This window comes from Spirosoma fluviale (assembly GCF_900230225.1).
Lineage (GTDB): Bacteria > Bacteroidota > Bacteroidia > Cytophagales > Spirosomataceae > Spirosoma > Spirosoma fluviale.
In genome coordinates, this window is the sequence record NZ_OCNH01000004.1 from 78,449 (window position 1) to 105,081 (window position 26,633).

Genomic DNA, 26,633 nt, shown 5'->3' on the forward strand with positions numbered 1-26,633 from the left:
CCGCGTAAAATAAGTTAATAGCGCAGGGACAGGCCAATTTGACCTGCACTACTAACTTTACGTTATGAAACTCCTGGTCGTTGAAGATGAGCCCAAAACCCTGCAAGCGATTCAGCAGGGGCTGGAAGAGAGCCAGTTTGAGGTCGACATTGCCTATGATGGCTTGCTTGCCAAACGGCTGGCGCTTAAAAATAACTATGCCGCCATCATCACCGACCTTATTTTGCCGGGGCTAAACGGCTATGAACTCTGCCGGCAGCTCCGGGCCGAAGGGGTAACGACGCCCATTCTGATGCTAACGGCCCTGGACGAAACCGAAGACCGGATTCAGGGCTTCGACGCCGGAGCCGATCAGTATCTGGCCAAACCCTTTCAGTTCGCTGAGTTGCTGGCGCGGGTTCGCTCCCTAACCAAGCGGGGCACGCAAGTCAGTATGACAGCTCAGATGCTGCGGTATGGCGGAATCGAGATCAATCTGGACGCCAAGACCGTTACGCGCGATGGACAACCCATTGAGCTTACCGCCCGTGAGTTTGCCCTGTTGGAATTTCTGATGCGAAACCAGGGACGCGTACTCTCAAAACCCGCCATCGCCGAGCACGTCTGGGATTTGAATTTCGACACGGGCACCAACGTCGTGGAAGTATACATCAACTACCTCCGCAAGAAGATCGACAAAGGTTTCGACAAAAAGCTGATTCACACTCATTTTGGAATGGGGTATATGTTTAAGGAGGAGTGAGGAGTTAGTAGCGAGGAGTGAGGAGGGCTGACCGCACCAGCGGACCGGCGTCAGCAAAAAACATGCGCCAGCCCTCCTCACTCCTCGCTACTAACTCCTATATACTAAAAAAGAAATGACTATCCGCAAGCGGCTTACGATACGATTTACAGGGCTGGTATCCAGCATTATGCTGCTTGCCTTTGTGAGTATCTATGCCTTTTGCTGGTATTTTATTTCATCCGATTTTTATCGCCGACTCGACCGGAAGGCCAATACGGCGGGCGATATGCTGATCCGGCATAAGCTGGATGCGCAGTTGATCCGCCAGTTGAACCGCATTCGAAAAGACCAGCTGCCCGAGCAAAAGATTATCATTTTTGATAATCGGGACTCGATTATCTTCATCACCAATGAGTCGCTGACCTTGCAAATCGACAAGCCGACATTGGTTACCATCCGCCAATCGAAAAAGAAAGACTTTCAACAAAAGGGGTATTATATCTCCGGTATTCGGTTCATGACGGCTTCCGGCCAGTACGTCGTTATCGCCAGCGCCAAAAACATTTATGGCGATGAATTTTTACGGCGTCTGATCTGGGCATTGTCGAGCCTTTTTGTGCTGATTGCCGCCATTACGGCCATTTCCGGCTGGCTTTTCGCGGGCGATGCGCTGCAACCCATGCAGCAAATTGACTATACACTGAGTGCTATCTTTCCGCAAAACCGAAGTGAACGACTAACCGTTGCGAAAGACGATGATGAAATTAGCCGTTTGTCGGCAACGATCAACCAATTGCTGGACCGGGTTGCGGAGTCGTTCCGGCTACAGCGTATGTTTGTCGCCAACGTCTCGCACGAACTCAAAAATCCGCTCACGCAGATCAGCTCGCAACTGGAAGTGAGTTTACTCAAACAACGTGAGCCGGAAGCGTACCGCCAAACGATCCGTTCGGTCCTCGACGATGTGCGCGAGCTGGCCACCCTTACCCACGAGTTGCTCCAGCTTTCGCAGGTAAATAAGGACAATGCCCCCGGAATGTTGACGGATGTAGTACGGCTCGACGAGCTTGTATGGGATGTTCGCGATGAAGTAACGGCCCTCAATTCCCGCTATCAGGTAAGCGTCAGCATGGGCACCCTCCCCGACGACCCCGATCAGTTAACGCTGCACGGCAATCGAACGCTGCTGGCTACAGCACTCAAGAACTTAACGGAAAACGCCTGTAAATTTGCCGACGATGGCCGGGCGCAGGTACATGTCAGCACAGAGCCCAACACATTAATAGTAAGCATAAAAAATACAGGAGCTTCCATTCCTGCGGATGACCTACCTTATATTTTCGAGCCGTTTTATCGAAGCCGCCAGACAGCCGACGTTCGGGGGTATGGCGTGGGGTTATCGCTGGTTTCGCGCATTATCCGTCTGCATGGCGGACAATTAACCGTTGACTCCAAGCCCGGTGAACCCACCGTATTCTCCATCAGTATGCCACATTAAGGGATGGTTATTGCATTCTAAGGAGATTCTAAGGAATTTATCAGCGAATATTAAGGTGAGTACATCAACTTTGGCTGTATGGCGTCAACTAAGCCCGACCGTACTGATAAATAGTCTGTCTATGCCAAAAAAAAACAGTCTCAATAGAGAAGTTTCCTCTCTTCGGTCGCCCGGTACGGATACAAATAATCTGCGCACCCAATCAGATCAGTTCACAGAAGGTAAACCTACCCGGCAGCCCGACTGGCTACTAATTTTCGTAATTGTGCTCTTCCTGATTTCCCTTATGATTGTGTGGTTGGTCGATGTACCGAGTTTACTGCGGTAGTACCGCTCCTTACTCAATCAACAGCTTAATCCGCTTACTTTTCGTACGTGTTTGTAACCAGTTTTCAATGCGCTTCCGCTCAGCCGCCGTATGCCGCCGGGAAAATCGGGCATACACCAGCATAACCGTATCCGGCTTCTGACTATTGCCAGACATTACCAGCGACCGCGCTGCGGTAAACGTCCTGACATCGGGCATGAGAGTTTTAAGTTCATTGCGCAAATCAGGTATCGGCAGTTGATCGGACTGTGTCTGTTCTATGTACCGGCGCAGCGAATCGATGGTCTGGTCTTTGACGGCAATCGACGCCTGATTGTACCGAACTACCTGGTCGGTGACGGAGTTGGTGATAGCATCGACATCCACGGCAGCATCCTTGAACGTACCCTGCCGCACCACCAGTTGGGCATCGTTCAACCCATAAGCAACCATCTTTGACGTTAACAGGTTGATCGAATCTTTGGGCAATGGCTCGCCAACCAGCGTTAACTCCAGCCGACTCTGCTTTCGGCTGAAATGAGCATCGTATTTGATAACCTGTCGAAACTGAAAATTGCATTCGTTGGTCACAAAGCGCTTGGCCGACTGTTCAAAGATCGTTTTCCGGACAATTTGATACCCGAGGTAGGTGCTGGGTACAACCACAATTAAAACTGCCACCCAGATCGTGTGCCGAACCCGCCGTTCCACCTCCGGTGTTGGATATTCCTTTTGGTGGTAATCCAGAAACCGGACAATCAGGAACGTAGCCAGACTGATACAAACGCTGTTGATGAGGAACAGGTAAAAAGCACCGGCGAAATAATACAGGTTACCGATGGAGAGACCATAACCCGCTGTACAGATGGGCGGCATCAGCGCCGTTGCGATGGCAACACCCGGTATGACATTGGTGATCTTTTCGCGTCGTGAACCCGCTACAATACCGGCCAGCCCACCAAAAAAAGCAATGAAGGCATCCCATACGGTGGGCGACGTACGGGCCAGCAGTTCAGACTGGGCAATGTGTAAAGGACTGATCAGAAAATAAACCGTTGAGGTGATCAGGCTGATAACGACCGCAATGCTGAGGTTTTTCAACGATTGCAAAATCATGGCCAGATCGTTGATTCCTACGCCCAGCCCGATACCCATAATGGGTCCCATCAACGGCGAAATAAGCATGGCCCCGATGATAACCGCCGTAGAGTTGACGTTAAGGCCGATCGATGCAATGAAAATGGCAAAAATGAGTGTCCAGAGATTTATTCCCCTGAACTCGATACCCCGGCTGATCGACTGAACCACACCGTCCTGATCGTCTTTATCCTCTTCCAGACTAAACCGTTCGCGCAGGAAAGTGCCAATCTGGGCGATAGTGTCCGAACGTTTGGTGCGACGCAGATTAGGATCATTGACAAGCATAACAGTCGAGTAAAGGTCAGGGCAATGTAACCGGCTATCCGGTTTTCTACACGAAAATTAGGGTAAACTACCAAAATTCATTCGTTTGGGTAGACTTATTTACCCTACGCCATTGTCCTCACAGCGTACCCAAGGGTTTCAGCCAGTGATACAACATGGGCTAGCTCATCAGTCTGTGTACATTCTCTAAGCAGATTTTAAGTTTTCCTTAAGCAGCCTATAACACGACTCTGCCAGCTTTACACAGGCAACAAGACTGAAAAACACTATTGACAAATAAGGCTATGGCACAACGAAACAACCTGTTAACCGGCGTACTCGCCATGCTGACTGCGCTTCTTGTAGCCTTTGGTTTTTACTATTGGCAGAGTACCCAAACGCTGCGTAAAGAAAACGACCTGAACGAACAACGAGCGGATTCGCTGTTTTCCGCCAAACTACGGCTGGAAGGCGACCTACGCAGTCTGGAAAGTCAGTTGGAAACGGCTGCCGACGAAAACGAATGGCTCAATGAACGGCTCACTGCCGTGCACGAACAAGTAGCTTCCCGCAACCAGCAGTTGAATGGATTACGGCAGCGTACTGCCAGCACCGGCAACACGATCCGGCAGCTCCATCAAAACGTAAGTACACTCACCGTCCTGCGCGATAGCCTGGAAAACCAAATGGAAGCTATCCGGGATAAATTGAACTGGCTTACTAATTCGAACAACCTGCTGCTCAGTCAGAATAAGGAACTACAGCAACAGGTGAATACCCTCAACTCCTCGCTGCTCACAAAAGTGTCGGAATCGGCGGTTACGGGCGATGCCTTTCTGGTCGTAGCCACCAAGACCAACCGGAAAGAAACGGCGAAAGCGAAGAAAGTACACACGCTGACTATTTCGCTGGATATACCCGCCGAGTTACGGCTGGAGGGCTCACAGGATGTGTATCTGAGCCTGACGGACAACCAGCAAAATGCCGTACCCGAACCGCTGCGTGATATGACGGTTTCGCTGGCCGATGTCAATGAAGTGATACCCGTCCATGCAGTGCAGAAGGTGAACTTTAGCCTAAAGCCACAGCGAATTTTATTTAGTCTTAGCCCGGCCGGAACGCTTAAACCCGGTAGCTATCGGGCAGCGGTATTTACCAAAAATGCGTATCTGGGCGCAGTCACCTTCCAGTTCCGCGACAGCTTTCTCTTTTTTTAGTTACGTACCAAACAGCTTCTAGCTGTTTGTGGAAAGGACATCCCTTAACAATATGACGAATAGATAACCATCATGCCAGTCAACCACTCAAACAGCCAGAGGCTGTTTGGTACATAATCAACTCAACGACATGGAGACACTAAACTTCAAGACCAACATTAAATCGAGCGACGATGTAGCCGCCGTTACGCTGAACCTCAATGATATTGAGCAGGTCGATGGCTGGAACATCGCTACCGAAGCGCCCGATAACCTTCTGACCGTACAAACTACCGACAACCGCATTGCCGATGTGGTTATGAAAGCGGTTCAAAAGGCGGGGTATCAGGCCGAACAGGTAGATGGGTAATCTAAACGTACTCTTCTAAGGCAATTCTAAGAAATCCTTAAGACCTCTCTTAGTTCTGTGTTGCACCTTGCTTATGCCTTCTTCAGCAGATCAATCATGATAGGAAGGCTAAACCTAAACGCAACATGAGAACGTACATAAAAACCTTACTTCTGTCGGGATTATCTGTAGGAGCTCTGGCGCAGGAGCCTGCGCCCGACGCAAACACCCTGATGAATCTTGGCCAGTTTACGGAGGCCAAGCAACTACTGAACCGAAATGCTCAGCAGAGTCCGTCGATGCAAAGCCTCTTCGATGCGGGCTACGGATACCTACGTTCGGGTCAGCCCGATTCGGCCCGTATCTGGTTTACAAAAGGCCTGCCGATGGATGAAAAGCGCACGCCACTCAACGAAACCGGCGTGGCTATCAGCTATCTGGTAGAAAACAATGCGGCCAATGCCGAGCCTAAACTGGCCGAAGTTCTTAAGAAGAGTAAAAGTAAAAATGCCGATATTCTGTACCGGATCGGCGAAGCGTACACGGGCTACCTGAGCCCTGGCAATGGGTCCATAAAACCCGTTTACGCCAAAGCGGTCAATGCCGCCAGGGCCATTGACTACCTCAATCAGGCCACCGAACGTGACAAGAAAAACGCAGCGATTCAACTGGCCCTGGGCGATGCCCATTACCTGAACAAGGATGCCGGTACAGCCGTTACCCGCTACGAAAGTGCTCTTGAACTGGGCATGAACCCATCGCGGGTGTACCAGCGGATCGGCGATATTTACTGGCAGGGCCGCAACCTGAATCTGGCCGTGGAGAATTACAAGAAAGCCATTGAGGCCAATGCTGGCTATGCCCCGGCCTATAACCAGCTCGCCGAACTGTACTTTCTGGTCAACCGCTACAAAGAAGCCGCTAACTACATTGACCAGTACGTTCGGGTTTCACACGATGCCCGGCAGGAAACGTTGCTGCGTCAGGCACAATTTCATTTTCTGGCCAACGATTTCCAGCGGGCCGTAACCCTGATCGATAGTAACCGGACGGCCCTGGGTCAGAACCCCATTGTGTACCGCATAAAAGGCTGGGCGTACTCGTCGCTCAAACAACCTGACAAGGCCATCGAGAACATCAATACGTTCTTGGAAAAAGCACCAGACAAAGCCATGCCGGACGATTATAAGTACCTCGGCCGGGCGTACATGGCTACCGACAGCACCAGCGATGACTCTTTAGGCGCGGTCTACCTCGCCAAAGCAGCGCCCTTCGATACGACAGACAATCTGTACAGCGACATCGCCAAGTATTACTACCGGGCCAAAAAGCACCCCGAAGCCGTCGCTATTCTGGATTCGGCAGCTAACCACGGTTTCAAAGCCGACGTGCAGGATTTGTTCCGGTACGGTATGAGCAACTACACCCTCGGGTTCAAACGGGATAGTTCGGGTAAACTCGAACGCGACACCCTCCGGTTCGCCCTGGCCGACTCCGCCCTGGCACTGGCTCAGCAGGGATCGCCCGATTACGCCCCAACGGTACTCTACCGGGCCAAAGCCAATTACTATGCTTATGCGCCCGAAGAAGCGGTGATGAAGGGGAAGGCCAAACCGTATTTCGAGCAGTTTATCGGCATGATTGCCGACAAGGAAGAGGAACAGAAACGGTATAAGAATGACCTCGTACTGGCCTTCAAATACCTGATTTCGTACAACGAACTGGTCACGAAAGATCAAACCGCCCGCAACGAGTGGCTCACCAAAGGACTGGCGCTATTCCCCGAAAACAAGGACTTAGCCAAAATCGCCAGCTCTACCGATACCGATAGTCAGTAAACATAATTAAAGAAACGGGCAAGGGGCCCTAGGATCTTAAACGATCCTTGGGCCCCTTGCCCGTCTATAACGGTGTTGTTAACGCTTATCCCATTACGTCATGGGGTTGGTAAAGCGAAACAGCAATGGCCAATTACTTCAGAGTAAGTACTTGATCTATAGAGATTTTGCGTTTGTAGACGGTAAACGTCTGGTCGAACTGAAGATAACCCCGACCGGGTAAAAAAGGATAACTATCCACCAGGCTGGATACATCGAACCGCTTCACCTGTACATACTGTTCCTTCAGGCTCGTATTAATCTGGTCGACTGGACGCAGCACCAGATAATCCGGCTTTAGATAGGGAACAAGTTTATTCAGGTCATTACTTTTCAACGTTTTACGCGCTTCAACCACCTCTTTTGATGAGAGCCCCGGAAAATCGTACATTTTCATATTGGAGTAAAAACCAATATAGCCGAGGCATTCCAGATAAACAGTACTCCCTGACTTAGCATTCTCATTTAACCAGAGGCCAATGCTCTTCCGATTGGTCGTTTCAATAAGCTGCTGCTGAACCCGCATTTGATAGGCTACACACACCAGAACGATCAACTGAAACCCAATTACCGTTACCGTGATGCTCTTTATGGCAGGGATAAACGTCGGTCGTTTTTGACATACCCAATCGATGAAGTGGTTAAACTCTAGGGCCAATGCCCATGTACACAGCACAGTAACACTGGGTATGTACCAAGGCTCGGCGGTGGGTAGAACGTAGCTCAGGTAAAAATGTGCCAGATACGCAGCAAATGACCACGGACGAACAGCCCGCCGGGCAAACGGCAGCATCCAGTAACTAATGCCAACGAACGTAAGCAGTTTACTAAACAACGGAATGAGCAGATTCCAGCCGCCAAAACTCATGTAAGCAGGCCCAAATGTTAATTGAAGACTGTTTATCGAAAATAACGACGTAACCGGAAACAGGATGAATTCTTTTGCCAGCGCTAAAGCATCAAAGTAGCCAAGCCCCTTTGCGGTAATGGTGTTGGGGACGGGGGTTCCATAATAGCACCACGCACACACTACCCAGGGCAGATACAGAACCAGGCCCCACAAACCGGCCCGTACAAAATAGGAAAGCCACTCAGCACGCGAACGCGCCAGTCGACTTTGGGGATTGAACAGGAAAATCCCAATCATAACAGACCCTATATACACAAAACTATCAGGGCGGCTCCACATCAAACCAGCAATCGCGAGTGCCAGCCAGTAAACCGGATTATGGAGCGGAACGGTAAGCGCATAGATTAGCAACGACAGAAAAAAAACCATAAACGCCGTTTCCATACCGTTTATGGAATAGTCGATAATTTTCGCATCGAGCGCTAAAACGGCTACCACCATAAACACGGGAAGCGCATATTGAACCGACTTTCGGGCACACCTGAGTAACAGCATGGCCGAAAAACCTAATAGACTGGCACTAATGATCCGAAATAGCCAAAGAACTAACTCATCGTTAGTGGGACCAACCCAGTAACTCAGGAGAGCCGGGATGAGGGTTCCCAGCGGAGAGGTGAATGTATGAAGATGTTCTCCGGGCGTAAAAACAAGCCCATTTCCCATCGCCAAGTTTTTACTGGCTCGAAATGTCATGTACCAATCCTCCCAGGCATGGTTTGTGTAAAAGGCAAAACCTAGTGTGATTGAGACAACGATGCTAAAAAGTACCCATCTACCGATGGATAAGCTGAGTTTGTTATAAGACTTATTCATGAAGTTAGTTACGTATTGGGTATTTCACTTCAATAATAAGACTTAGTAAGCTATATTAGGTAATGATTAAGTATATAAATTATATATTTTTATAATTACTTGTTACCTAAAATACAAAAATATATACTGAGTACCTGTTTTTTTACAGACTGAGATTTAACGTGTCAGTAGCCCGGCGTCTAGTACAAACTGGGAGCCGGTCACGTAACGTGCCTTATCGGACACCAGAAAAAGCACCATTGCCGATACATCTTCCGGCTCTACCCAGGGTACCGGCAGCAGGTTACCTGCCGAGCGCTCGGCAATTTCCTGCGTGGTGGTACCTTCCAGTTCGGCCAAACCATCGTTCATGGGCGTGTTGACACCCGTCGGGTGAATGGAATTGACCCGGATAGTATACGGTGCTAACTCGATAGCCCACGATTTTGTCAGGCCGACGAGCCCCCATTTCGAAGCCGCGTAATGGCTAAGGCGATTCTTGCCCCGGAGTCCGGCAATCGACGAATTGTTGAGAATCACCCCCGATTTCTGTGCCATCATAACTGGAATTACCCGTTTGGCGACCAGCCACGCTCCCTTTAGGTTAATATCGAGCATGGCGTCCCATTCTTCTTCGGGTAATTCATGCACCAGCCCGTACGCACAGATACCTGCATTGTTAAAAAGAATGTCGATCCGCCCCAGCGTACCCACGGCCTCATCGACAGCCCGTTTTATATCCGCATCCCGCCGAACGTCGCCCTGCGCGATCAGGCACGACACACCCATTGCTTCTGCCTCTCGTTTCAGCGAATCCAGCTCACTCTCGGAGCCAAGCGCATAACCAGGATACGCCAGTGGTTTAGCCAGATCAAAAGCGACGATGTGAACGCCTTCCCTGGCCAATGCCAGCGCGACAGCCCGGCCCTGCCCGTGAGCGGCTCCGGTAATAAAGGCTACTTTCCCATGTAAATCAGACATGCGTGTTGGTGGGGTTTTCGGGTTGAGTTAGGGGTAGATAGGGGTACAGGTATTCGTCGACATCGACGTTCAGCACGTTGTTGAACACGTTTGTAGCGATCATCTGCCCGGCAAAGGCCACCAGCACAACAATCTGCTGATCCGTGAATCGGTCGGCAATGGGCGCGTACAGTTCGTCCGGAATCTCGCCTTTACGCTGGGCAATGGTACTACCGAAGGTAACGAGTTGTTGCTCGTTCTCGGTCAACTGTACGTCCTCGGGCCGTTCGCCGTTGTCGATGATAATTCGCCGAAAAAAAGTCGTACACACGGGGCAGTCGGAGCCTTCCGAGATAGCGTGCGCGTACAGATACGCCAGCCGGTTACCCACAATGGCTTTCACTTCTTCATACAGTGGATACCACTGCATGTAAATCTGGAAGGACAGCAACGACCGTCCCAGCGTCGCTTTCATGTTGGTGATGCGGCTAGCGGCATGGTCGGCAACGTGCGCATCGAAAGCGGCCTGCACATCGGCCGTTGCTTCGTTTTTGTGGAGCGGTGTAATACGTGGCATTCGAGTTGCTATTGTTGGATCATACCTTATTTTCATTTACCTGTACCCCATCAACAGGGCAGTCGATCGGTTGATTCATGGTTATTTACTCGTTAATGGTATAGAAAGGTGCGCTCATAAACCCCTCAGGCGTTCGGCCGCCTGGATCAACACGTCGTCGTTCTTAGCAAAGCAGAATCGTATCATTTTATAGTCGTTCTTCTGGTTATAAAACACCGAAATGGGAATCGACGCCACGCCGATTTCTTTCGTCAGGCGGATCGTTAAGGCATAATCGGGCTCCTGAGTGATGGCGGCATAGGAAACGGTCTGAAAAAAGCTGCCCTCGGCGGGCTTGAACGTAAAGCGGGAACCTGCCAGACCGGCCAGAAACAGGTCGCGCTTGCGCTGGTAAAAATCGGGTAGCTCATGGTAATGAGCAGGTTCGTTCAGGTAATCGGCCAGCGCGTACTGAATGGGTGTAACGGTACTGAAGGTTAAGTATTGGTGGATTTTTCGAAACTCAGTGCTTAATTCTTTCGGCGCCAGGCAATAACCTATTTTCCAGCCGGTAACGTGAAAGGTTTTACCAAACGATCCCACTACAAAGGTGCGCTCCTGAAGTTCGGGATGGGTCATGAGGGAGAGATGCTTCCGTCCGTCGAACAGAATGTGCTCGTACACTTCATCGCTCACAATCCAGATGTTGCGGTCGCGAACCAGGTTTGCCAGTTGGTTCAGATAGTCGGCCGTCCAGACGTAACCGGTTGGGTTATGGGGTGTATTAACCAGAATAAGCCGGGTTTTATCCGTAATTTTTTCGCTAACCAACTGCCAGTCGATGGCGTAATCGGGCGGGGTCAGCGTGACATAAACAGGTATTCCCCCGTTGAGTTCAATGGCAGGAACGTAGCTATCGTAGGCGGGTTCCAGCACGATCACTTCGTCGCCTGGGCGAACAACGGCGGCAACGGCCGCAAAGATAGCTTCGGTAGCGCCGGAGGTGATGGTCACTTCCGATTCCGGGTCATAGGCGACGTTGTATTCGGCAAAGGTCTTCTGGGCCAGGGCTTCCCGCAGGGCCGGAACGCCGGTCATGGGTGCGTATTGGTTGAACCCGTTTCGGAGGTACTTCTCAACCAGCGATACCAGTTCGGGCGAGCAGTCGAAGCCGGGAAATCCCTGCGACAGATTGATGGCACCGGTTTCTGTCGCCAGCTTCGACATGACCGTAAATATCGTGGTGCCTACATTGGGCAATTTGGAGGCAAGCGCGGCCCTTGTTGTTGTCGGTATACTCATCACAAGTCAATAACTATACAAAATACCCACCCCCTCAATGCTCACCGTATCGTTTTTCGCCCGCCGTTACGGCGATCGCCAGCTTGTTCTGCTTTGGCGGAATCGGGCACGTAGCGTAGGGCGTGAAGGCGCAGGGTGGGTTGATAGACTGATTAAAATCAAGAATAATCAGTCTGTTCTCACTCGTTGCACCCGTCGAAGCGGGCCTGTCGGCATACAGGAACCGGCCGGCACCATAGGTTTCGTGGTCGTTTGTCGGATCGCCGAACAGGATAAAGAGCTTGTCACCTTCTTCAACGGCATCCAGCCGATACGTTTTTCCGGCCCGTTCAAAGACCAACGTACCCGCCAGGGGTTGCTGGGACGTAAGACCCAGCACATCGATGATCGGGATGGTCGTAGGCGTCGTGGGCGTTTCCAGGCGCGCCTTTACCCGCCAGCTTTCATCCACGGGATAGCGGTCGATGGTTTGAAATTCCTTTAGATTCGGGCTGTCCAGATCCCGAAGCCGAACGCCGTATTTAGATCCCCGCCTGATGATAAACCAGCGGAGTGAGCCGTGCGCCAGCACCACCGGTTTCTGATTGTGGGTAAAAATGACCAGCGGCTCGGTAATGGGTTTCCCATCAGCCGAAACAGATGCACCTGCTTTTGGCACAAAACGAACCGACTCTTTCTCCAGATAAAGAGTACCTAAATCAACCGGAGCGTCGGCAACCGGAAAGGAAACAGCAAAGTCTGTGCCGCGCCCGATCGAATTCTTCCCGTTGTCGAGCCAGAACAGGCCGGCCAGATTCAGCCAGCCGGTTTCGCTTTTGAGTGAGTTAATACGCGTCTGATGCCAGGCGTCGATCTGTTCTTTGTACGATGGGCCATCGGGATTACGCCAGCCGACAGAAGCAGCCATAGCCAGAAACCATAAGCAAAAAAAACACCGCGAGTAGTTATTTAAAGGGCCGACAGGCTGATTAATAAACTTCATGATGCACCTGGTTAAGATGATGAACAACAGAAACGATGGATTCGGCATCGAGCGCCCGATCGAAATTCTCATCCAGAAAATGATAAGCGATCCGGCGGTCCTGCCCAATTACGTACAAAGCGGGCGTGAAGGCCTCTTCCGAGATTCCCGAAATACGCTCCCAAACGGGATAATCTTCACTATAGACACCAAACCGCCGGGCAACCGTCGACTCGGCATCGTACGCTACCCGAAAATCCAGCCCACCTACCTGACGGGACAATATACTTGGTGATTCGTTGGAAAACACCACCAGTTCCGCATCAGTGGCCAGCAATGCCTGATTCAGCCGCACCAGCGACTCAAGATACGGCCGGGCATAACGCCCCCAGCAAGGGCAGTAAAAGCTCACCACCAGCGGGCGGGCATTCACCAGATCCAGAATGGATGTAGCCTCTTCGGGCAGCTTCTGACCAAAGTCCGAGGCCCGCCAATTATTTGGCGCACCGGCAAGGCTGAAAAACGGTGCTGTATCGCCCGTAAGTAATGGCTTTACCAAAACTGATTTATCGCGGGATTGGGTCGTTATCGAGCGAATGTCGCCTAATTCATTTTGAAATTCGAGTGTCATGTGTATTTGCGTTTACAGGTTTTGTACGAGACAGCATCTTGCTGTCTGCGGAAGATGGACTACACCTACAGACAGCATCTTGCTGTCTGGTACGAGATTAGTTCTAAGGTTTAGGAACTTCCGTACACCAGTTGAAAATAACGTTTTTGAACAAAGGAAAAATAAGCCCAGATGGACAGCCCGCCAATGTAGGCCAGGACAATGAGCATTGGGTAACCCAGCAGCGCGTACAACACCACCCACAGCACCGCCACGCGCCCGATTTCGAGGTACAGCACCCAACGACGCTGTTCAAGTAACGCGCCACAATTGATTACCGTCAGTAAAATAAACAAAGCGGTGAATAATTGAAGATAACCGGGTACGCTCTTTTCAACCAACAGAAAGACGAACAGAATCAGCAACGTACCAGCCAGTTGCCCCACGACATACCCCCTGAACCGCCGACTTTTATTATGGGTAGCCGAGCGCCCAGCAGCATCGGCCGACAGAAACTGACGCTCCAGATCAGGACGAATTCTTGTATCGATGGTATCCGGCCGACCGAACAATACGGACAATTTCGCCCGCCAGCCTCTTGCCCGTCGTACGGCTACACCCAGTTCGAGCCAGCCCTGAAAATGCTGCCATAAAAAGCTATAGCTATCAAGCTGTTTTGTCAGACCATACACGGGCTCCTCCCCTTCTTCGGCAAAAGTGCCAAACAGCTTGTCCCAGATGATAAACATGTCGCCGTAATTCTTGTCGAGGTACTGTGGGTTACTGGCGTGGTGTACCCGGTGGTGCGAGGGCGTTACGAATACATATTCGATCCAGCCCAGCTTCCCAACGGTGCGGGTATGAATAAAAAACGGGTACAACCCATGCAGCAGCAACACCCCCGTAATCATCTCCGCCGGAAAACCAACGATGGGTAATATTGCCCAGAAACCCGTGCGGACCACCGCCTGAAACACCGTAATGCGCGCCGAGACGGTATAATTGAACTCTTCACTCTGGTGATGCACAACATGAACCGCCCAGAATACATTGATTTCGTGCGCCAGCCGATGGTACCAGTACCAGATAAAATCGGTAGCGATCAATAACCCGGCCCACCCCCACACGTTGGCCCGAATGTCGAACAGAGCGTAGTGCCGATGGAGATAGTCATACACGAAATAGAAGGCACCGGTGGTAAAAATATCCAGCAAACGCTCGGCAACTCCCACGTTCAGGTTCGCCACCGAGCTGTTGAATCGGAAGTAGTTCTTCTGCTGTTTTTTCGCCACCAGGTATTCCACGCCTATGCAGAACAGAAAGAATGGAACCGCTAAAGCAAGCCAGTTGAACTGCATAGTAAGTATTGGTTTAACGGAAAATTTTGGCCCCTAACCGATGATAGAACGGCGTCTTACTAGCGGCATTTTTCGGCTGGTACTCACCCGTCACCAGCGGGATATACATGACCCGGCGACGACTGGCGGCCCCGATGTTGGGCGATTGCTCAACGCGATGCCACAGGCTACCGTTGTGGATGGTCAGGTCGCCCGCTTCGATGTCGAACCCAACTTCGCGCGGATCAGGGCGGTGATCGATGAACTGTCGTTTACGAAACAGCGTCATCAGGGTATTTTGCTTGTGCGTACCCGGCAATACCCGCAAACCGCCATTGCTCATGGGGCAATCGTCGAGGTGCAATCCAATGTTGAGCATCGGCCGGATACGGTGCCCCAGAAACAAATCGCGCGGGCTATCGGTATGCCAGCCCATGCGAGAAAAATTACTCTCGGGTGTGCGGACGTAGTGATTGACAACCAGCCCATCTTTCTCTTCTTCGCCAATGCGGCCACTATACGGTTGTAATAACTGCGTCAGTTCATGCAAGCGCTCATCCTGTAAAAACTCGTGCAGTACGGGGCTGAAAAGCGAAGCAAACGCAAACCGCTGAACAATGGGCTGGCCGTTTTCGTCCCGACCATATTTGATGGGTGTACCATTGATTTTATCGACCTCCTCAGCCAACCAATCAGCCTCCACCTGTTGCAATTCGTGTAGAAAAAGCTGTACCGTTTCCCGGCTTACAAAGTTTTTGATGTGGAGAAATCCATTCTTTTCAAAAAAGGCCCGTTCGTCGGCCGTTAAGAGTTGCGTTGGTTGTGTGGCAATCCGTTTGTCAGATATGGCTACCATGAGAATGTTTATTAGCGTCAGTTAATTTAATTAATTCATTTTCCTATTTACTATACAGAATAAGTATAGTAATATGGTTAATAAAAAGAGGATTTAAGATTACTGAAAAAAGGGATTATCTGTTCAGAAGCGTATAGAAGGTAATTGGCGATTCAACAACAACACATGTCCATCATCCTGTCCAGGAGAGGAAATACCGAATGGGCGTTTACGCATAAATGAGCGTGTTGTTGGTAAAATTTCATACGATAACGAATCTAAAATGAGGTATTACCCCCCTTATCTGGTAGGCAAAGGTGAATATCTATTTTAATATTTCCAAATTTTTATTCAGCCTTAGAAAATCCACGTTTTATGTATAAAAAATCCACCGTAGATACATCATTTTATTACCTTTGCAATTCTGTAATTTAAAAAAGAAATTTTTGGATTAATCTGAATGCCAAAACTTAAAACCAATCTAATTTAAAATGGAACACAATTTACGAACGAGGATTAGTGCCTGTATACTAGCGGTATGGGTTACTTTCCTGATCAGCCATACTGCACTGGCACAGGATCGGCGCGTTACGGGCCGGGTTATAGCTGGCAAGGACCAACAGCCAATTCCAGGAGTAACTATATTAGTTAGAAATACTCAATTAGGTACCACAACCGATGCCAACGGTTCATTCAACCTTAATGTACCTGCCAATGCCACGCTGGTGTTCAGCGCCATTGGTTTTGCCGGGCAAACATTAACCATCGGTAACCAAACGCAGCTAACCGTGACCCTTCAGGAAGCTGATCAGAACCTGAGCGAAGTGGTTGTAACAGCGCTTGGCATTAAGAAAGAAGCCAAACGACTGGGATACGCTACGGCTATCGTCAACCCCGAGCAGGTAACTACCAACCGTACCGTTAACTTCATCAACGCCTTACAGGGTAAAATTGCCGGGGTGAACATCAGCAGCCTGGGTACGGGTGCCGCCGGAACGAGTAAAATTCGTATTCGGGGTCAGTCGTCCTTCTCCGGCCAGAACAGCCCGCTTATCGTTGTGAACGGTGTCCCCATCGACAACACCAACTTCGGCCAGAACAACGGCAACACCGGTGGCGACAACTCCATCGGTAACCGCGACCGGAACTACTCCGACGGTGGCGACGGTCTCTCGTCCATCAACCCGGACGATATCGAAGGCATGACCGTACTGAAAGGTGGTACGGCGGCAGCGCTGTATGGCTCCCGCGCTAAAGACGGTGCCATCCTGATCACAACCAAAACCAAAGGTACCGGCCAGGGTATTGGCGTAACCTTCAACAGCAACTTTACGACAGATCGCCCGCTGGATTTTACCGATTACCAGTATGAATACGGACAGGGTGAATACGGTACGCGGCCAACGGCGGCCAACTCAACATCGGGCGTATGGAGTTTCGGGGAGAAGTTTGCCGGTCAGACACAAGTACTATTTGGGGGCGTAACGGTGCCCTACGCGCCCGTTCGGAACCGGATCAATACCTTCTACCGTGATGGTTCTACCTGGACCAACTCCATTTCGGTATCGTCGGGTAGCGAAAAAGGCGGCTTCAACCTGTCGATCGCCAACCTGGACAACAAAGGCATTACGCGTAATAACACCTTTAACCGGAAGACGATGAACCTGGGTTTCAGTTATAATCTGTCGCCACGGCTAACCGTTACGGGAACGATCAACTACTCGAACGAGTACAACAAAAACCCGCCCCAGATTGCCCAGCAGGACAACAGTACGCCAACGGTTATTTATACCCTGGCTAACTCCATGCCGCTGGACGTGCTGGAAGCCAACCAGATCAACCCGGCCACAGGCAACGAGTTTGTATACTCGCGTTTCATGAACCGCACAAACCCTTACTTTGTGCTCAACAACAAGTTTGAGAACATTCGGCGGGATCGCCTGTTTGGCAACCTCACGGCTCGCTACAACGTGACCGACTGGCTGTATGTGCAGGGTCGTGTTGGACAGGATTACTGGTCGCGCGATCAGGATTATAACTTCCCAACGGGGCAGGCTTCGCTGGCAGCGGCACCGGCCGGTTTCGTAAACGGGGCTTACGTGCAGGACGCCCGCCGTTTCCGCGAAATCAACGCCGACTTCCTGATTGGTGCCAATCATAAGTTTGGTGCCTTTGGTATCGACCTCACCGTTGGTGGCAACCAGTTATACCGTCGCAGCGATCTCAACAGTGTACAGGTAACGGATTTCATTGTGCGGGGCTTATACGTACCGCAGAATGGACGGGTTAAAGACCCCACGTATGGCCTGAGCGAGCGAAAAGTGAATTCGTTATACACGGCGGCTGAGTTCTCGTTCAAAGACGTTCTGTTCCTGAACGGAACGGTGCGGAACGACTGGTTCTCTACCCTTTCACCAGCCAATCGCAGCATTCTGTACCCCTCGTTAACGGGTAGCTTCGTCTTCTCGCAGGCCTTCGACAACCTGCCCTCCTTTATCAACTTCGGTAAAATCCGGGCAGCGTATGCGGAAGTCGGTAGTGACGGCGACGTGGCACCTTACTCGAATAACCTGTTCTACTCGGTCAACGCCAACCTGTTCCCCAATCCGGCAGGTCTGGGACAGCCCGTGGGTAACATTACGTCCAGCACCGTACCCAGCGCCACCCTCAAGCCCAGCCGTACCGCCGAAACCGAGGTGGGCCTGGAGTTGAAGCTGTTTAACAACCGGGTTGGCCTGGACATGGCCGTTTATCGCAAGATTACCAGCGACCAGATCGTACAGGCCCAGTCGTCCGATGCCTCCGGGTATACCAGCACGCTGATCAACAATGGTCAGAGCCAGAACCAGGGGATCGAGGTATTACTGAACCTCTCGCCCATTCGCACAAAGGACTTCTCCTGGGATATTACCCTGAACGGGGCCTACAACAAAACGAAACTGCTCAAACTGCTGACCGACAAACTGGGCGAACAGATTGTAGTTGGTAACGGTATTTACGTGGGCGACCTGCGGCAGGTTGTGGGTGAAGAACTCGGCCAGTTATACAGTTTTGGCTACGTGCGTAACGCAGCGGGTCAAATCGTTCACGGGGGCGATGGTCTGCCCGTGCGTACACCGGCTCCCATTTCGTTTGGCTCGGCCCTGCCTAAGTACACCGGCGGTATCACCAATACGGTCAACTACAAAGGTCTAAACCTGTCGTTCCTGATCGACTTTAAACTGGGTGGCAAAATGATTTCGGGTACCAACCTGAACGCCTTCCGTCATGGACTACAGAAAGAAACACTGGTAGGCCGGGGCGAAACTGATAACAAAATGGTGGGTGTTGGCGTGAATGATAAAGGCGAAGTGAACGCCGTTCGGGCATTTGTGCAGGATTACTATTCGGTAGGCCGTTCCAAGAGCTTGGGCGAGCAAGTCGTATACGATGCTGGCTTGTGGAAACTTCGCCAGATCAGCCTGGGCTACGATTTCACCAAGATGCTCCCCAAGACGTTGTTTATCAAAGGTATTCGGTTAAGTGCCGTAGCCAACAACGTAGCCATTATCAAAAAATGGGTACCCAACATCGACCCCGAGCAGTTTGGCTTCAGCTCCGACAACCTGATTGGTCTGGAATCAACCGGGTTGCCAACTACGCGCAGCATTGGCTTTAACCTGAATGTCAAATTCTAAAAGCCCCACGCTCTAAAGGGACCAAAAATCTTATTACTTCCATGAAAAAAATACTTTTATATATACCCCTGGTTGCCCTGCTTTTTTCGACAAGCAGTTGCGACAAAGGGTTCGATGAGCTAAACGTCAACCCAACAGCGGCCACGGCACTCAACCCGGTATTTACGTTTAACAATGCCATGATTAGCACCTCGTTTCCGGGCAGTATACTGACCTTCGAGGAGCCTATCGTTCAGCAGATGTTCACGCCAAACTCAGGCATCGTTGCCGGGGGCAATTACAACATCGACAACCGGGGGCCATCGGGTGTCAACGGGGGCATCTGGCGGCAGTATTACCAGAACGTCGTTCGGTATCTGGTCGACGTGATCAACCAGACCAAAGCCGATCCCAACCGGGCCAACCTATACAACATGGCCCGCATCTGGAAAGCATATACGTTTTCGGTACTGACCGATACCTATGGCGACGTGCCGTACAGCCAGGCTGGCATTGGCTACATCTCGAACAATGTAACGCCAAAATACGATACGCAGGAGAGCATTTATAACGACCTTATTAAGGAGCTGACCGAAGCAACGGCCGCTCTGGATGCGTCGAAAGCAACGGAGGCCGGTGAAGTTACCTATGGTGGCGATATCACGAAGTGGAAACGATTTGGCAATTCGCTCCTGCTTCGGGTAGGCATGCGGTTGTCGAAAGTAAACCCGACACTGGCGCAGTCGACCGTTCAGAAAGCCGTTGCCGGTGGCCTGATGCAATCCAACGCCGACAATGCTGTTATTCGCAACAATGCCAACTACACTAACGGCGTGGGCGTCACTGTCAACTCGACCGAAGCGGCCAACTACTACCTGACCAAGACGTTTGTGGATTACCTCAAATCAACGTCCGATCCACGTCTGGTATCCATTGCGGTGCGGTATGTAGGTGCCAAAAGTGGACCTGAGCAAACGGCCGCCAGAGCCAATCGTGAAGTGGCTACCCAAATAGGCATGCCGCTCGGTTTTGATAACGGAACCATTCCGGCGAGAGCAACCGCCGATGGACTAGCCAGTTTTTACGATTACAGCCAGTTAGACCGGACCCGCATGGGCAGCCAGTTTGCACCCTGCTATCTGGTCACCTACGCACAAACGCAGCTTCTGCTGGCCGAAGCCGCCCAGCGCACCTGGACAACCGGCAATGCAACCGACTTTTATAACGCCGGGGTTACAGCACACATGAGACAGTTGGGCGATTATGGTGCCACATCGCTGGTAGCTGATGCCGATATCACCGCCTATCTGGCCAAGAATCCGTACAGTGCGGCAAAGGGTCTGGAGTTGATTAACACTCAATACTGGGTAGCATCTTTCCTGAACGGCCCCGAGGTGTTCGCCAATTTCCGGCGGAGTGGGTTCCCGACCCTGACGCCTAACCCCTATCCGGGCAAGGAGATCAAAGGCAGCTTCATCAATCGGTTATCCTACCCTGATTCCGAAATTGCGGTGAATACCGCCAACCGGCAGGAAGCCGTTTCGCGGCAGGGTCCCGATGATCTGGACACCCGCGTTTGGTGGGATAAAAAGTAAGCTATTGACCAATCTAATCTAATGAAAAGGCCCGGCTACACGTAGTCGGGCCTTCCTTTTGTCGTACCGAGCATCGGCCCGGCTACACTAACTCCGCCAAAAACCGCGTAAGTACATCCTCCGGCACATCCACCTCAATACGCTTGTGTGGGTTAGTGAACCCGGCTACAATGGTCACACCCGATTTAGGGATACCCAGTTGCTTCGCCAGGAACTCGATCAGGTAGGCGTTGGCTTTCCCATCCTGTGCCGGTGCCCTGATCTTGGCATTGAGCTGCCCGGCGGCATCGTAGAACAGTTGGTCAACCTTACTGCCGGGCTTTGCTTTTAAATGGAGTATCACGGGACTAAAGTGTATAGGGGATCGCGGGACTATCGGCGGGTACACGCCAATGGTCCGGATCGTCGTATTGATACGCTTTGTCGACCATATTAAGCATAAGGGCAGCGCTGGCAGTTATGTTTTTGACACCATGCCAAACTTGTGGAGGGACCGATATCAGCTGTGGGCGTAAATCACTGACGAGAAACTCGTTTATCTGCCCGAAGGTGGGTGAATCCTGGCGAGAGTCGTACAAAACGATTTTCATAGTACCTAACGTAACGAATAGTCGATCCGTTGTCGATTCATGAGCATGCCACGCGGAGACTCCGCCCGGCTGCATCATGATCTGAAACACCTGGTCGACCGTCGAATCGTCCAATTGCCAGTCTTTTCGGTATATCTCGGTTAAATAGCCGTTGCTTTTGATGACATTCTTCACCTCACGTACCTCAACACCCGCAATCAGCGACTGACGGTGCATCATCCAGTCGGCCGTTATACTCTGTTTATCTTTCTGTAAACCGTCAATGTACCAATCATTCATTTTTGATTAAGTTTAGGAAGTCCGCGCATACTGCGCAAATAATTGAGCCCCTCTCCTTTTCGGCGGTATTGCCACATCAACCGCAACTCAAGGGGTAAAAATCCAGCGGCAATTACCTGTTTCTTGACGATATTTTTCAGCCCCTGCCAAATCATTCCAACTCCCTCGAAGCGGTTCTCTTTCTCCAAGAATGCCACGGCTACCCGAGCCAATAGGCTTTCTTTAAAAGCAGGATTGGTACACAGTTCATTGAAATAGTAGTCATGCTCCCGCGACTGTCGTTCGCGATATGAATTTTTACGGGCTCCTGAGGGAATGGCCAGCCACGTCAATTGCCGAATTATTGAAATCGTTTTCCCTTTTCGATCCACCCGACGAAGCCAGTCATGCGATGGTACTAACCATAACTTTTTATAGGAATACCATTCGCCCACCGCATCCACAACCGAACGATGAAAAACCCAGCTGGATGCCGGCACAAAGTAAACAGGCTTGTATCGATTGTCGGGCAGAATACCCACCAGGGCAATTTCTTCCTCCGGCATGATAACAGCTCCCATAGCAAATACAAGATCCGCCTGTTGGGTACGAAGAGTGGTGAGACACACCGCAAGGTGGTCCGGAAACCACATATCATCATGATTCAGGAAGGCGATGTACTCTCCTCTGGCTTGCCGCAAACCCACATTATTAGGCCCGGATTGTTCACCTACGTTGGTTTCCAGATTAATGAACCGAATGCGTGGATCAGTGAATGAAGCCATCACGGCCTCCGTGTCATCCGTGCAGTGATCGCCAATAACCAGTAACTCCCAGTTGGTTTCCGTTTGCCGCAGGACACTTTGAACCGCGTAGTGCAGTATATTGCTTCGGTTGTAAGTCGCCATAATGACGGTTACAACCGGCTTGAGGGTCGAATTTTCCAACATGGTTTGCCTACTTGACTGAGCCTTATTTCAGTTGCCCGGCCAAAACGGCAATACCTTCGGAAAAGCTGTGCGGTTTGTACCCCAGTACCGTCTGCGCTTTGTCGAGAATGAAGCCGGTACGGGGCGGACGACGAGCCACCTGCGTAAACGTCGACGCATCGGCCTGGGTAATCAGTGATTTGTCGAGGTTGAAATAATCGGCGGTCTGAATGGCCATTTCGTAAGGCGTCAGTACTTCTTTGCCCGAAATATTGAAAATACCTTCCGCTTCCTGATCGGCAATGAGGAAACATCCCATTGCGAGGTCTTCGGCCAGGGTTGGGCTACGCCATTGATCGGTTACTACTTTGATATTCTTCCCGTCTTCCAGCGACTTTTTAACCCACAGGATGATGTTGCTACGGCTCATGTCGTGGGCAATACCGTACACGAGCACTGTCCGGGCAATGGCCCATCGGATGTCCGAATGCCGCACGGCCGACTCACCCGCCTGCTTGCTCCATCCGTAGAAACTAATGGGGTTTGCCTCAGCCGTTTCGTCGTAGGGACCAGCGGCACCATCGAAAATAAAATCAGTCGACACATGAACCAGAAAGGCGTTGGCGGCTTTGCAGGCTTCAATGATGTATTCGACAGCGTGCACGTTCTGCGCCCAGCAGGCGTCTTTCTGAACTTCGCACTTATCCACATCGGTCATGGCAGCACCGTGGATAACTACGTCCGGCCGCACATCACCAATTACATCCAGCACCTGTTGCCGGTCGGTAATGTCCATGGCCCGATACGTGTACCCATCCGAAAACGGGAGTCTATTCTCGCCCCGTGCGGTGGCGATCAGTTCAACATTAGGTTGCTTTGTAAGCAGGTCGACCAACTTTTGGCCCAGTAGCCCATTGGCACCGGTGAGGAGGATTTTTTTCATAATTGTCTATGTGTAGAGACGCAATACCTTGCGTCTCAGCAGCCGGATGATTTTAGCTGACGCGACTGAGACGCAAGGTATTGCGTCTCTACATGTATTTATATCCGTACTGCTTCGTAATTTTCTTTTTCTTCACCCACTCTCCGGTCATGTTCATGCGAACGTCTTTTTCGGGGCGATCCATTTCGTTGCGGGGTTGTTTGGCTATGCTGTCGACGATCGCCAACCCGTCGATAACCTCCCCGAAAACGGTGTAATTGCCATCCAGATGGGGTGATCCTCCCAGCGTTTTATAGACTTGCGTCTGCTCCTCTGTAGGCATATGCCCCTTCATGGTTTCGATGCGACTTACCTGGGTCTGCAACCCGGCATCGTCCCAAACGCGGCCTTGTACAACATAAAACTGGCAACCGCTCGATGCTTTTTCGGGATTACCGTCGCGGGCAGCGGCCAGGGCTCCTTTTTTATGAAATAGCGCCGGAACAAATTCGGCCGGGACTTTATAGCCAATGTCGCCATTACCGAGAGGCTGGTCGGCCTCTGCCCTGCGTGATTTGGGGTCACCCCCCTGAATCATGAACATTGGAATAACCCGGTGAAACAACAGACTGTCGTAGAATTTCTGATTGACGAGCTTGATGAAGTTTTCCTTATGCTTCGGCGTTTGGTCGTAGAGCACCAGCCGCATGGTTCCGTATGGGGTAGTGAGCGAAACGAGGTAATCCTTCTTCTTCCGATTTTGCCCAATGGCAAGCGCCGGAATCAATAAAAACAACAGGAGAAATTTATGCATATAGTTTTTGTCGTACCGACGATGCCGGATGAATATTACAGATTTACCCGATTTTCGAAGGCATCTTTTAACCGCTGGTCGTGCGTTACCACCAGCAAACTGGCCCCGATCTGTTCCGATTGCTGCCGCAGCAGCGAAACCACGCGACTTGTGTTTTCGTCGTCGAGGCTGGAGGTTGGTTCATCGGCCAGAATGACATTGGGCTGATTCATCACGGCGCGGGCAATGCTCACCCGCTGCTGTTCTCCCTGACTAAGCTGATTTGTTTTTTTCGACAGATGATCGCCAAACCCCAACTGAGCGGCCAGCTCCCGGGCGCGGGCTTTGTCCTGTGGTTTGTTCGCGAGGTAATTCGCCATCAGCAAATTGTCCATTACCGAGAGGGAACTGACAAAATGAGGCTTTTGGTAAACGATGCCCAGATTCTTGGCCCGGAAGGCTGCGGTTTCGGCCGCGCTCAGCTTCGTCAAATCCGTCTGGTTGATCAGTACAGACCCACTTTTAGGCGTCAGCAGGAGGGCCAGTAAATGTAGAAACGTCGTTTTTCCCGTACCCGACTGCCCTAAAACCAGCAGAGCTTCGCGGTCAGCGCAGTGAACATCGGGAAATGTGAACTGTTTGGTAGAGCCGTAGTCAAACCTAAGTTGATGAGTTGCCAGCATTGGAGTAGAGCGAGTACCCACAAAAATAGGTAAAAGTTGTAATTTTGACGGTGCCTGTGGTGTCGGGTTCGTAAACCCGGCACAATTATGCGGCAGGAGGTCGGGTTTTAGAACCCGACACTACAGGAACTTACCCACTCGAATACTTTACCACCTTGAAACGCATCGCCCTGTTTGCTTCCGGTTCCGGCTCCAATGCCGAAAAAATAGCTGAGTATTTTGCCGATAACGCCGGGGTGGACGTCTCGCTGGTTGTCTCGAACAACGCCAAAGCGGGCGTTATCGAACGCAGTCGGCGTCTGCACATTCCGGTAGTCCTTTTCGACCGGACGACGTTTTACGATACCGACAGAATTACCCAGTTGCTTCTTAATCAGAAGATTGACCTGATCGTACTGGCCGGTTTTATGTGGCTGATGCCCGCCGATCTGGTACGGGCTTTTCCGAATAAAATAGTTAACATTCATCCGGCGTTATTGCCTAAATTTGGTGGTAAGGGTATGTACGGCCACTTTGTACACGAGGCCGTTGCAGCCGCCGGAGAAACCGAGTCGGGCATTACGATTCACTACGTGAACGAACGATACGACGAAGGACAAATTATTTTTCAGGCGAGTTGCCCGGTATCGCCAACCGATACGCCGGACGACATTGCCCGGAAGGTACAGGCGCTGGAACACACCCACTACCCATCAGTCGTTGCCGACGTTTTGACATCAATGACCACCCAACCATGAAGAAGCTGGCTTTTGTACTGTGTTTACTTAGTTTGACCGGCTGTTTCACGCCCGCCGTTTACCTGCAAAACAAGCCCAACTACCCGGTCGATGTGTTTTATGATACACAACGACCCGAACGACCTTTTGCTCCATTGCAGGATCTGGAAATAAAAGGCGAGGTACCTCTGGAAGCCCGGCAATCGGGAAACAGGCGGATGCTCAGCCGGGGCAACGACATGCAGCAGAAAGAACTGATGCTGGCCCGCCTGACGCTACAGGCCAAAAAACTCGGTGCCGATGCCCTGGTTTCTGTTCGCTATACCTACTACACCTCCATGACCGATAACGGATACCTGATGACGGGGCTGGCGGTCAAATACAAAAAGGAAGAAGAACAGTAATCCGACAAAACAGAGAAGCCCGGCAACGTAATGGACGTGTGCCGGGCTTCTCTGTTTTGTCATGCTGACGAAGGAAGCATCTTCGGTAACCTAACTAAATGGTTTCGCTCGAAGATGCTTCCTTCGTCAGCGTGACAAACTATTACTTCACTTCTTCATAATCGACGTACTCTCCACCCGTAAAAGACGAATCGCCTTTTTTGGGCGCTGTGTTTACCCGTACTTCACCTTCCCGGGTTCTGCCCGACGTTGATGCCTGTTGCTTTTGTTGCTTAACCAACTGTCGGCCAACGAGCAGGTAAAATACAAACCGGCGTACCGGCGGCACAAACAGAATGACGAGGGTGATGATGAACAGATATTTGAATAACATGTCTGGTTGTCTTTATCGGTAAATAAACGTTGCGACAGCTCGTTTAGTTTTCCGGTGTGATAGTCGGCTTATATGGTGGATGAACTGTCCATGACC

The 26,633-nt window shown here is 51.0% G+C and carries 26 protein-coding genes; 10 read left to right on the plus strand and 16 right to left on the minus strand.

The window, feature by feature from the left end:
• Positions 1 to 64 precede the first annotated feature (64 nt).
• The 3 genes from CRO74_RS21610 (at position 65) to CRO74_RS21620 (ending at position 2,550) form a co-directional block, all read left to right on the plus strand.
• Positions 65 to 742 carry a response regulator transcription factor gene (locus CRO74_RS21610; RefSeq protein WP_097128846.1) on the plus strand — a complete coding sequence of 226 codons (678 nt, stop codon included), beginning with the start codon at positions 65 to 67 and terminating at the stop codon, positions 740 to 742.
• Between the two features lie 115 nt (positions 743 to 857).
• Positions 858 to 2,222, plus strand: coding sequence for a sensor histidine kinase (locus tag CRO74_RS21615; protein ID WP_097128848.1), 1,365 nt, complete (start codon positions 858 to 860; stop codon positions 2,220 to 2,222).
• A 121-nt stretch (positions 2,223 to 2,343) separates the two neighbouring features.
• Positions 2,344 to 2,550, plus strand: coding sequence for a hypothetical protein (locus tag CRO74_RS21620; protein ID WP_097128850.1), 207 nt, complete (start codon positions 2,344 to 2,346; stop codon positions 2,548 to 2,550).
• A 9-nt stretch (positions 2,551 to 2,559) separates the two neighbouring features.
• On the opposite strand, the gene CRO74_RS21625 is transcribed toward CRO74_RS21620, so the two are convergent.
• Positions 2,560 to 3,954 carry a TIGR00341 family protein gene (locus tag CRO74_RS21625; protein WP_097128852.1) on the minus strand — a complete coding sequence of 465 codons (1,395 nt, stop codon included), beginning with the start codon at positions 3,952 to 3,954 and terminating at the stop codon, positions 2,560 to 2,562.
• 284 nt (positions 3,955 to 4,238) lie between these two features.
• Here CRO74_RS21625 and CRO74_RS21630 point away from each other — a divergent pair, with 284 nt between their 5' ends.
• From CRO74_RS21630 to CRO74_RS21640, 3 genes are all read left to right on the plus strand, one after another.
• The gene (locus CRO74_RS21630; RefSeq protein WP_097128854.1) at positions 4,239 to 5,150 is read left to right on the plus strand and encodes a DUF8428 domain-containing protein; all 912 of its coding nucleotides are present in this window, start codon (positions 4,239 to 4,241) and stop codon (positions 5,148 to 5,150) included.
• A 130-nt stretch (positions 5,151 to 5,280) separates the two neighbouring features.
• Positions 5,281 to 5,499, plus strand: coding sequence for a hypothetical protein (locus CRO74_RS21635; protein WP_097128856.1), 219 nt, complete (start codon positions 5,281 to 5,283; stop codon positions 5,497 to 5,499).
• A 125-nt stretch (positions 5,500 to 5,624) separates the two neighbouring features.
• Positions 5,625 to 7,316: a tetratricopeptide repeat protein gene (locus tag CRO74_RS21640; RefSeq protein ID WP_097128858.1), complete on the plus strand. Its 1,692-nt coding sequence runs from the start codon at positions 5,625 to 5,627 to the stop codon at positions 7,314 to 7,316.
• A 133-nt stretch (positions 7,317 to 7,449) separates the two neighbouring features.
• Here the strand turns inward: CRO74_RS21640 and CRO74_RS21645 are convergent, their stop codons facing one another.
• The 8 genes from CRO74_RS21645 to CRO74_RS21680 all read right to left on the minus strand — a co-directional run bounded on the left by CRO74_RS21645 (position 7,450) and on the right by CRO74_RS21680 (position 15,639).
• A complete protein-coding gene (locus CRO74_RS21645) occupies positions 7,450 to 9,078 on the minus strand; it encodes a DUF8728 domain-containing protein (protein WP_097128860.1) in 1,629 nt (542 codons plus the stop codon).
• A gap of 156 nt (positions 9,079 to 9,234) precedes the next feature.
• Positions 9,235 to 10,038 (minus strand): mycofactocin-coupled SDR family oxidoreductase, encoded by an 804-nt coding sequence (locus tag CRO74_RS21650; RefSeq protein WP_097128862.1) that lies wholly within the window; start codon positions 10,036 to 10,038, stop codon positions 9,235 to 9,237.
• A complete protein-coding gene (locus CRO74_RS21655) occupies positions 10,031 to 10,594 on the minus strand; it encodes a carboxymuconolactone decarboxylase family protein (RefSeq protein ID WP_097128864.1) in 564 nt (187 codons plus the stop codon). Before CRO74_RS21655 ends, CRO74_RS21650 begins: the two co-directional genes overlap by 8 nt.
• A 114-nt stretch (positions 10,595 to 10,708) precedes the next feature.
• Entirely contained in the window at positions 10,709 to 11,875 is a 1,167-nt protein-coding gene (locus CRO74_RS21660) for a methionine aminotransferase (RefSeq protein ID WP_097128866.1), read from the minus strand.
• Positions 11,876 to 11,909: 34 nt separating this feature from the next.
• A complete protein-coding gene (locus tag CRO74_RS21665; RefSeq protein WP_245877941.1) occupies positions 11,910 to 12,782 on the minus strand; it encodes a DUF1684 domain-containing protein in 873 nt (290 codons plus the stop codon).
• Between the two features lie 61 nt (positions 12,783 to 12,843).
• Positions 12,844 to 13,467 (minus strand): redoxin domain-containing protein, encoded by a 624-nt coding sequence (locus CRO74_RS21670; RefSeq protein ID WP_097128870.1) that lies wholly within the window; start codon positions 13,465 to 13,467, stop codon positions 12,844 to 12,846.
• 110 nt (positions 13,468 to 13,577) lie between these two features.
• Positions 13,578 to 14,804: a sterol desaturase family protein gene (locus CRO74_RS21675; RefSeq protein WP_097128872.1), complete on the minus strand. Its 1,227-nt coding sequence runs from the start codon at positions 14,802 to 14,804 to the stop codon at positions 13,578 to 13,580.
• A gap of 13 nt (positions 14,805 to 14,817) precedes the next feature.
• Positions 14,818 to 15,639, minus strand: a complete 822-nt coding sequence (locus CRO74_RS21680) for a phytanoyl-CoA dioxygenase family protein (protein WP_097128874.1) — start codon at positions 15,637 to 15,639, stop codon at positions 14,818 to 14,820.
• A 470-nt stretch (positions 15,640 to 16,109) separates the two neighbouring features.
• Here CRO74_RS21680 and CRO74_RS21685 point away from each other — a divergent pair, with 470 nt between their 5' ends.
• Both CRO74_RS21685 and CRO74_RS21690 read left to right on the plus strand, forming a co-directional pair.
• The gene (locus CRO74_RS21685; RefSeq protein WP_097128876.1) at positions 16,110 to 19,295 is read left to right on the plus strand and encodes a SusC/RagA family TonB-linked outer membrane protein; all 3,186 of its coding nucleotides are present in this window, start codon (positions 16,110 to 16,112) and stop codon (positions 19,293 to 19,295) included.
• A 41-nt stretch (positions 19,296 to 19,336) separates the two neighbouring features.
• Positions 19,337 to 20,869, plus strand: coding sequence for a SusD/RagB family nutrient-binding outer membrane lipoprotein (locus tag CRO74_RS21690; RefSeq protein WP_097128877.1), 1,533 nt, complete (start codon positions 19,337 to 19,339; stop codon positions 20,867 to 20,869).
• An 82-nt stretch (positions 20,870 to 20,951) separates the two neighbouring features.
• On the opposite strand, the gene CRO74_RS21695 is transcribed toward CRO74_RS21690, so the two are convergent.
• The 6 genes from CRO74_RS21695 to CRO74_RS21720 all read right to left on the minus strand — a co-directional run bounded on the left by CRO74_RS21695 (position 20,952) and on the right by CRO74_RS21720 (position 25,044).
• The gene (locus CRO74_RS21695) at positions 20,952 to 21,212 is read right to left on the minus strand and encodes a DUF167 domain-containing protein (RefSeq protein ID WP_097128879.1); all 261 of its coding nucleotides are present in this window, start codon (positions 21,210 to 21,212) and stop codon (positions 20,952 to 20,954) included.
• 4 nt (positions 21,213 to 21,216) lie between these two features.
• Entirely contained in the window at positions 21,217 to 21,738 is a 522-nt protein-coding gene (locus CRO74_RS21700) for a dTDP-4-dehydrorhamnose 3,5-epimerase family protein (RefSeq protein WP_097128881.1), read from the minus strand.
• Positions 21,735 to 22,667 carry a glycosyltransferase family 2 protein gene (locus CRO74_RS21705; RefSeq protein WP_097128883.1) on the minus strand — a complete coding sequence of 311 codons (933 nt, stop codon included), beginning with the start codon at positions 22,665 to 22,667 and terminating at the stop codon, positions 21,735 to 21,737. Before CRO74_RS21705 ends, CRO74_RS21700 begins: the two co-directional genes overlap by 4 nt.
• Positions 22,668 to 22,689: 22 nt before the next feature.
• Positions 22,690 to 23,589: an SDR family oxidoreductase gene (locus tag CRO74_RS21710; protein WP_097128884.1), complete on the minus strand. Its 900-nt coding sequence runs from the start codon at positions 23,587 to 23,589 to the stop codon at positions 22,690 to 22,692.
• Between the two features lie 88 nt (positions 23,590 to 23,677).
• Positions 23,678 to 24,382: a peptidylprolyl isomerase gene (locus tag CRO74_RS21715; protein WP_097128886.1), complete on the minus strand. Its 705-nt coding sequence runs from the start codon at positions 24,380 to 24,382 to the stop codon at positions 23,678 to 23,680.
• Between the two features lie 35 nt (positions 24,383 to 24,417).
• Entirely contained in the window at positions 24,418 to 25,044 is a 627-nt protein-coding gene (locus tag CRO74_RS21720) for an ABC transporter ATP-binding protein (protein ID WP_097128888.1), read from the minus strand.
• A 155-nt stretch (positions 25,045 to 25,199) separates the two neighbouring features.
• Between CRO74_RS21720 and purN the strand changes: the two genes are divergently transcribed.
• The gene (gene purN / locus CRO74_RS21725) at positions 25,200 to 25,781 is read left to right on the plus strand and encodes a phosphoribosylglycinamide formyltransferase (RefSeq protein ID WP_097128890.1); all 582 of its coding nucleotides are present in this window, start codon (positions 25,200 to 25,202) and stop codon (positions 25,779 to 25,781) included.
• On the plus strand, positions 25,778 to 26,164 hold the full coding sequence (locus CRO74_RS21730; protein WP_097128892.1) for a YbjQ family protein: 387 nt from the start codon (positions 25,778 to 25,780) through the stop codon (positions 26,162 to 26,164). The genes purN and CRO74_RS21730 overlap by 4 nt, the downstream gene beginning before the upstream one ends.
• 142 nt (positions 26,165 to 26,306) lie before the next feature.
• Here the strand turns inward: CRO74_RS21730 and CRO74_RS21735 are convergent, their stop codons facing one another.
• A complete protein-coding gene (locus tag CRO74_RS21735) occupies positions 26,307 to 26,537 on the minus strand; it encodes a DUF4834 domain-containing protein (protein WP_097128894.1) in 231 nt (76 codons plus the stop codon).
• Positions 26,538 to 26,633: the final 96 nt, after the last annotated feature.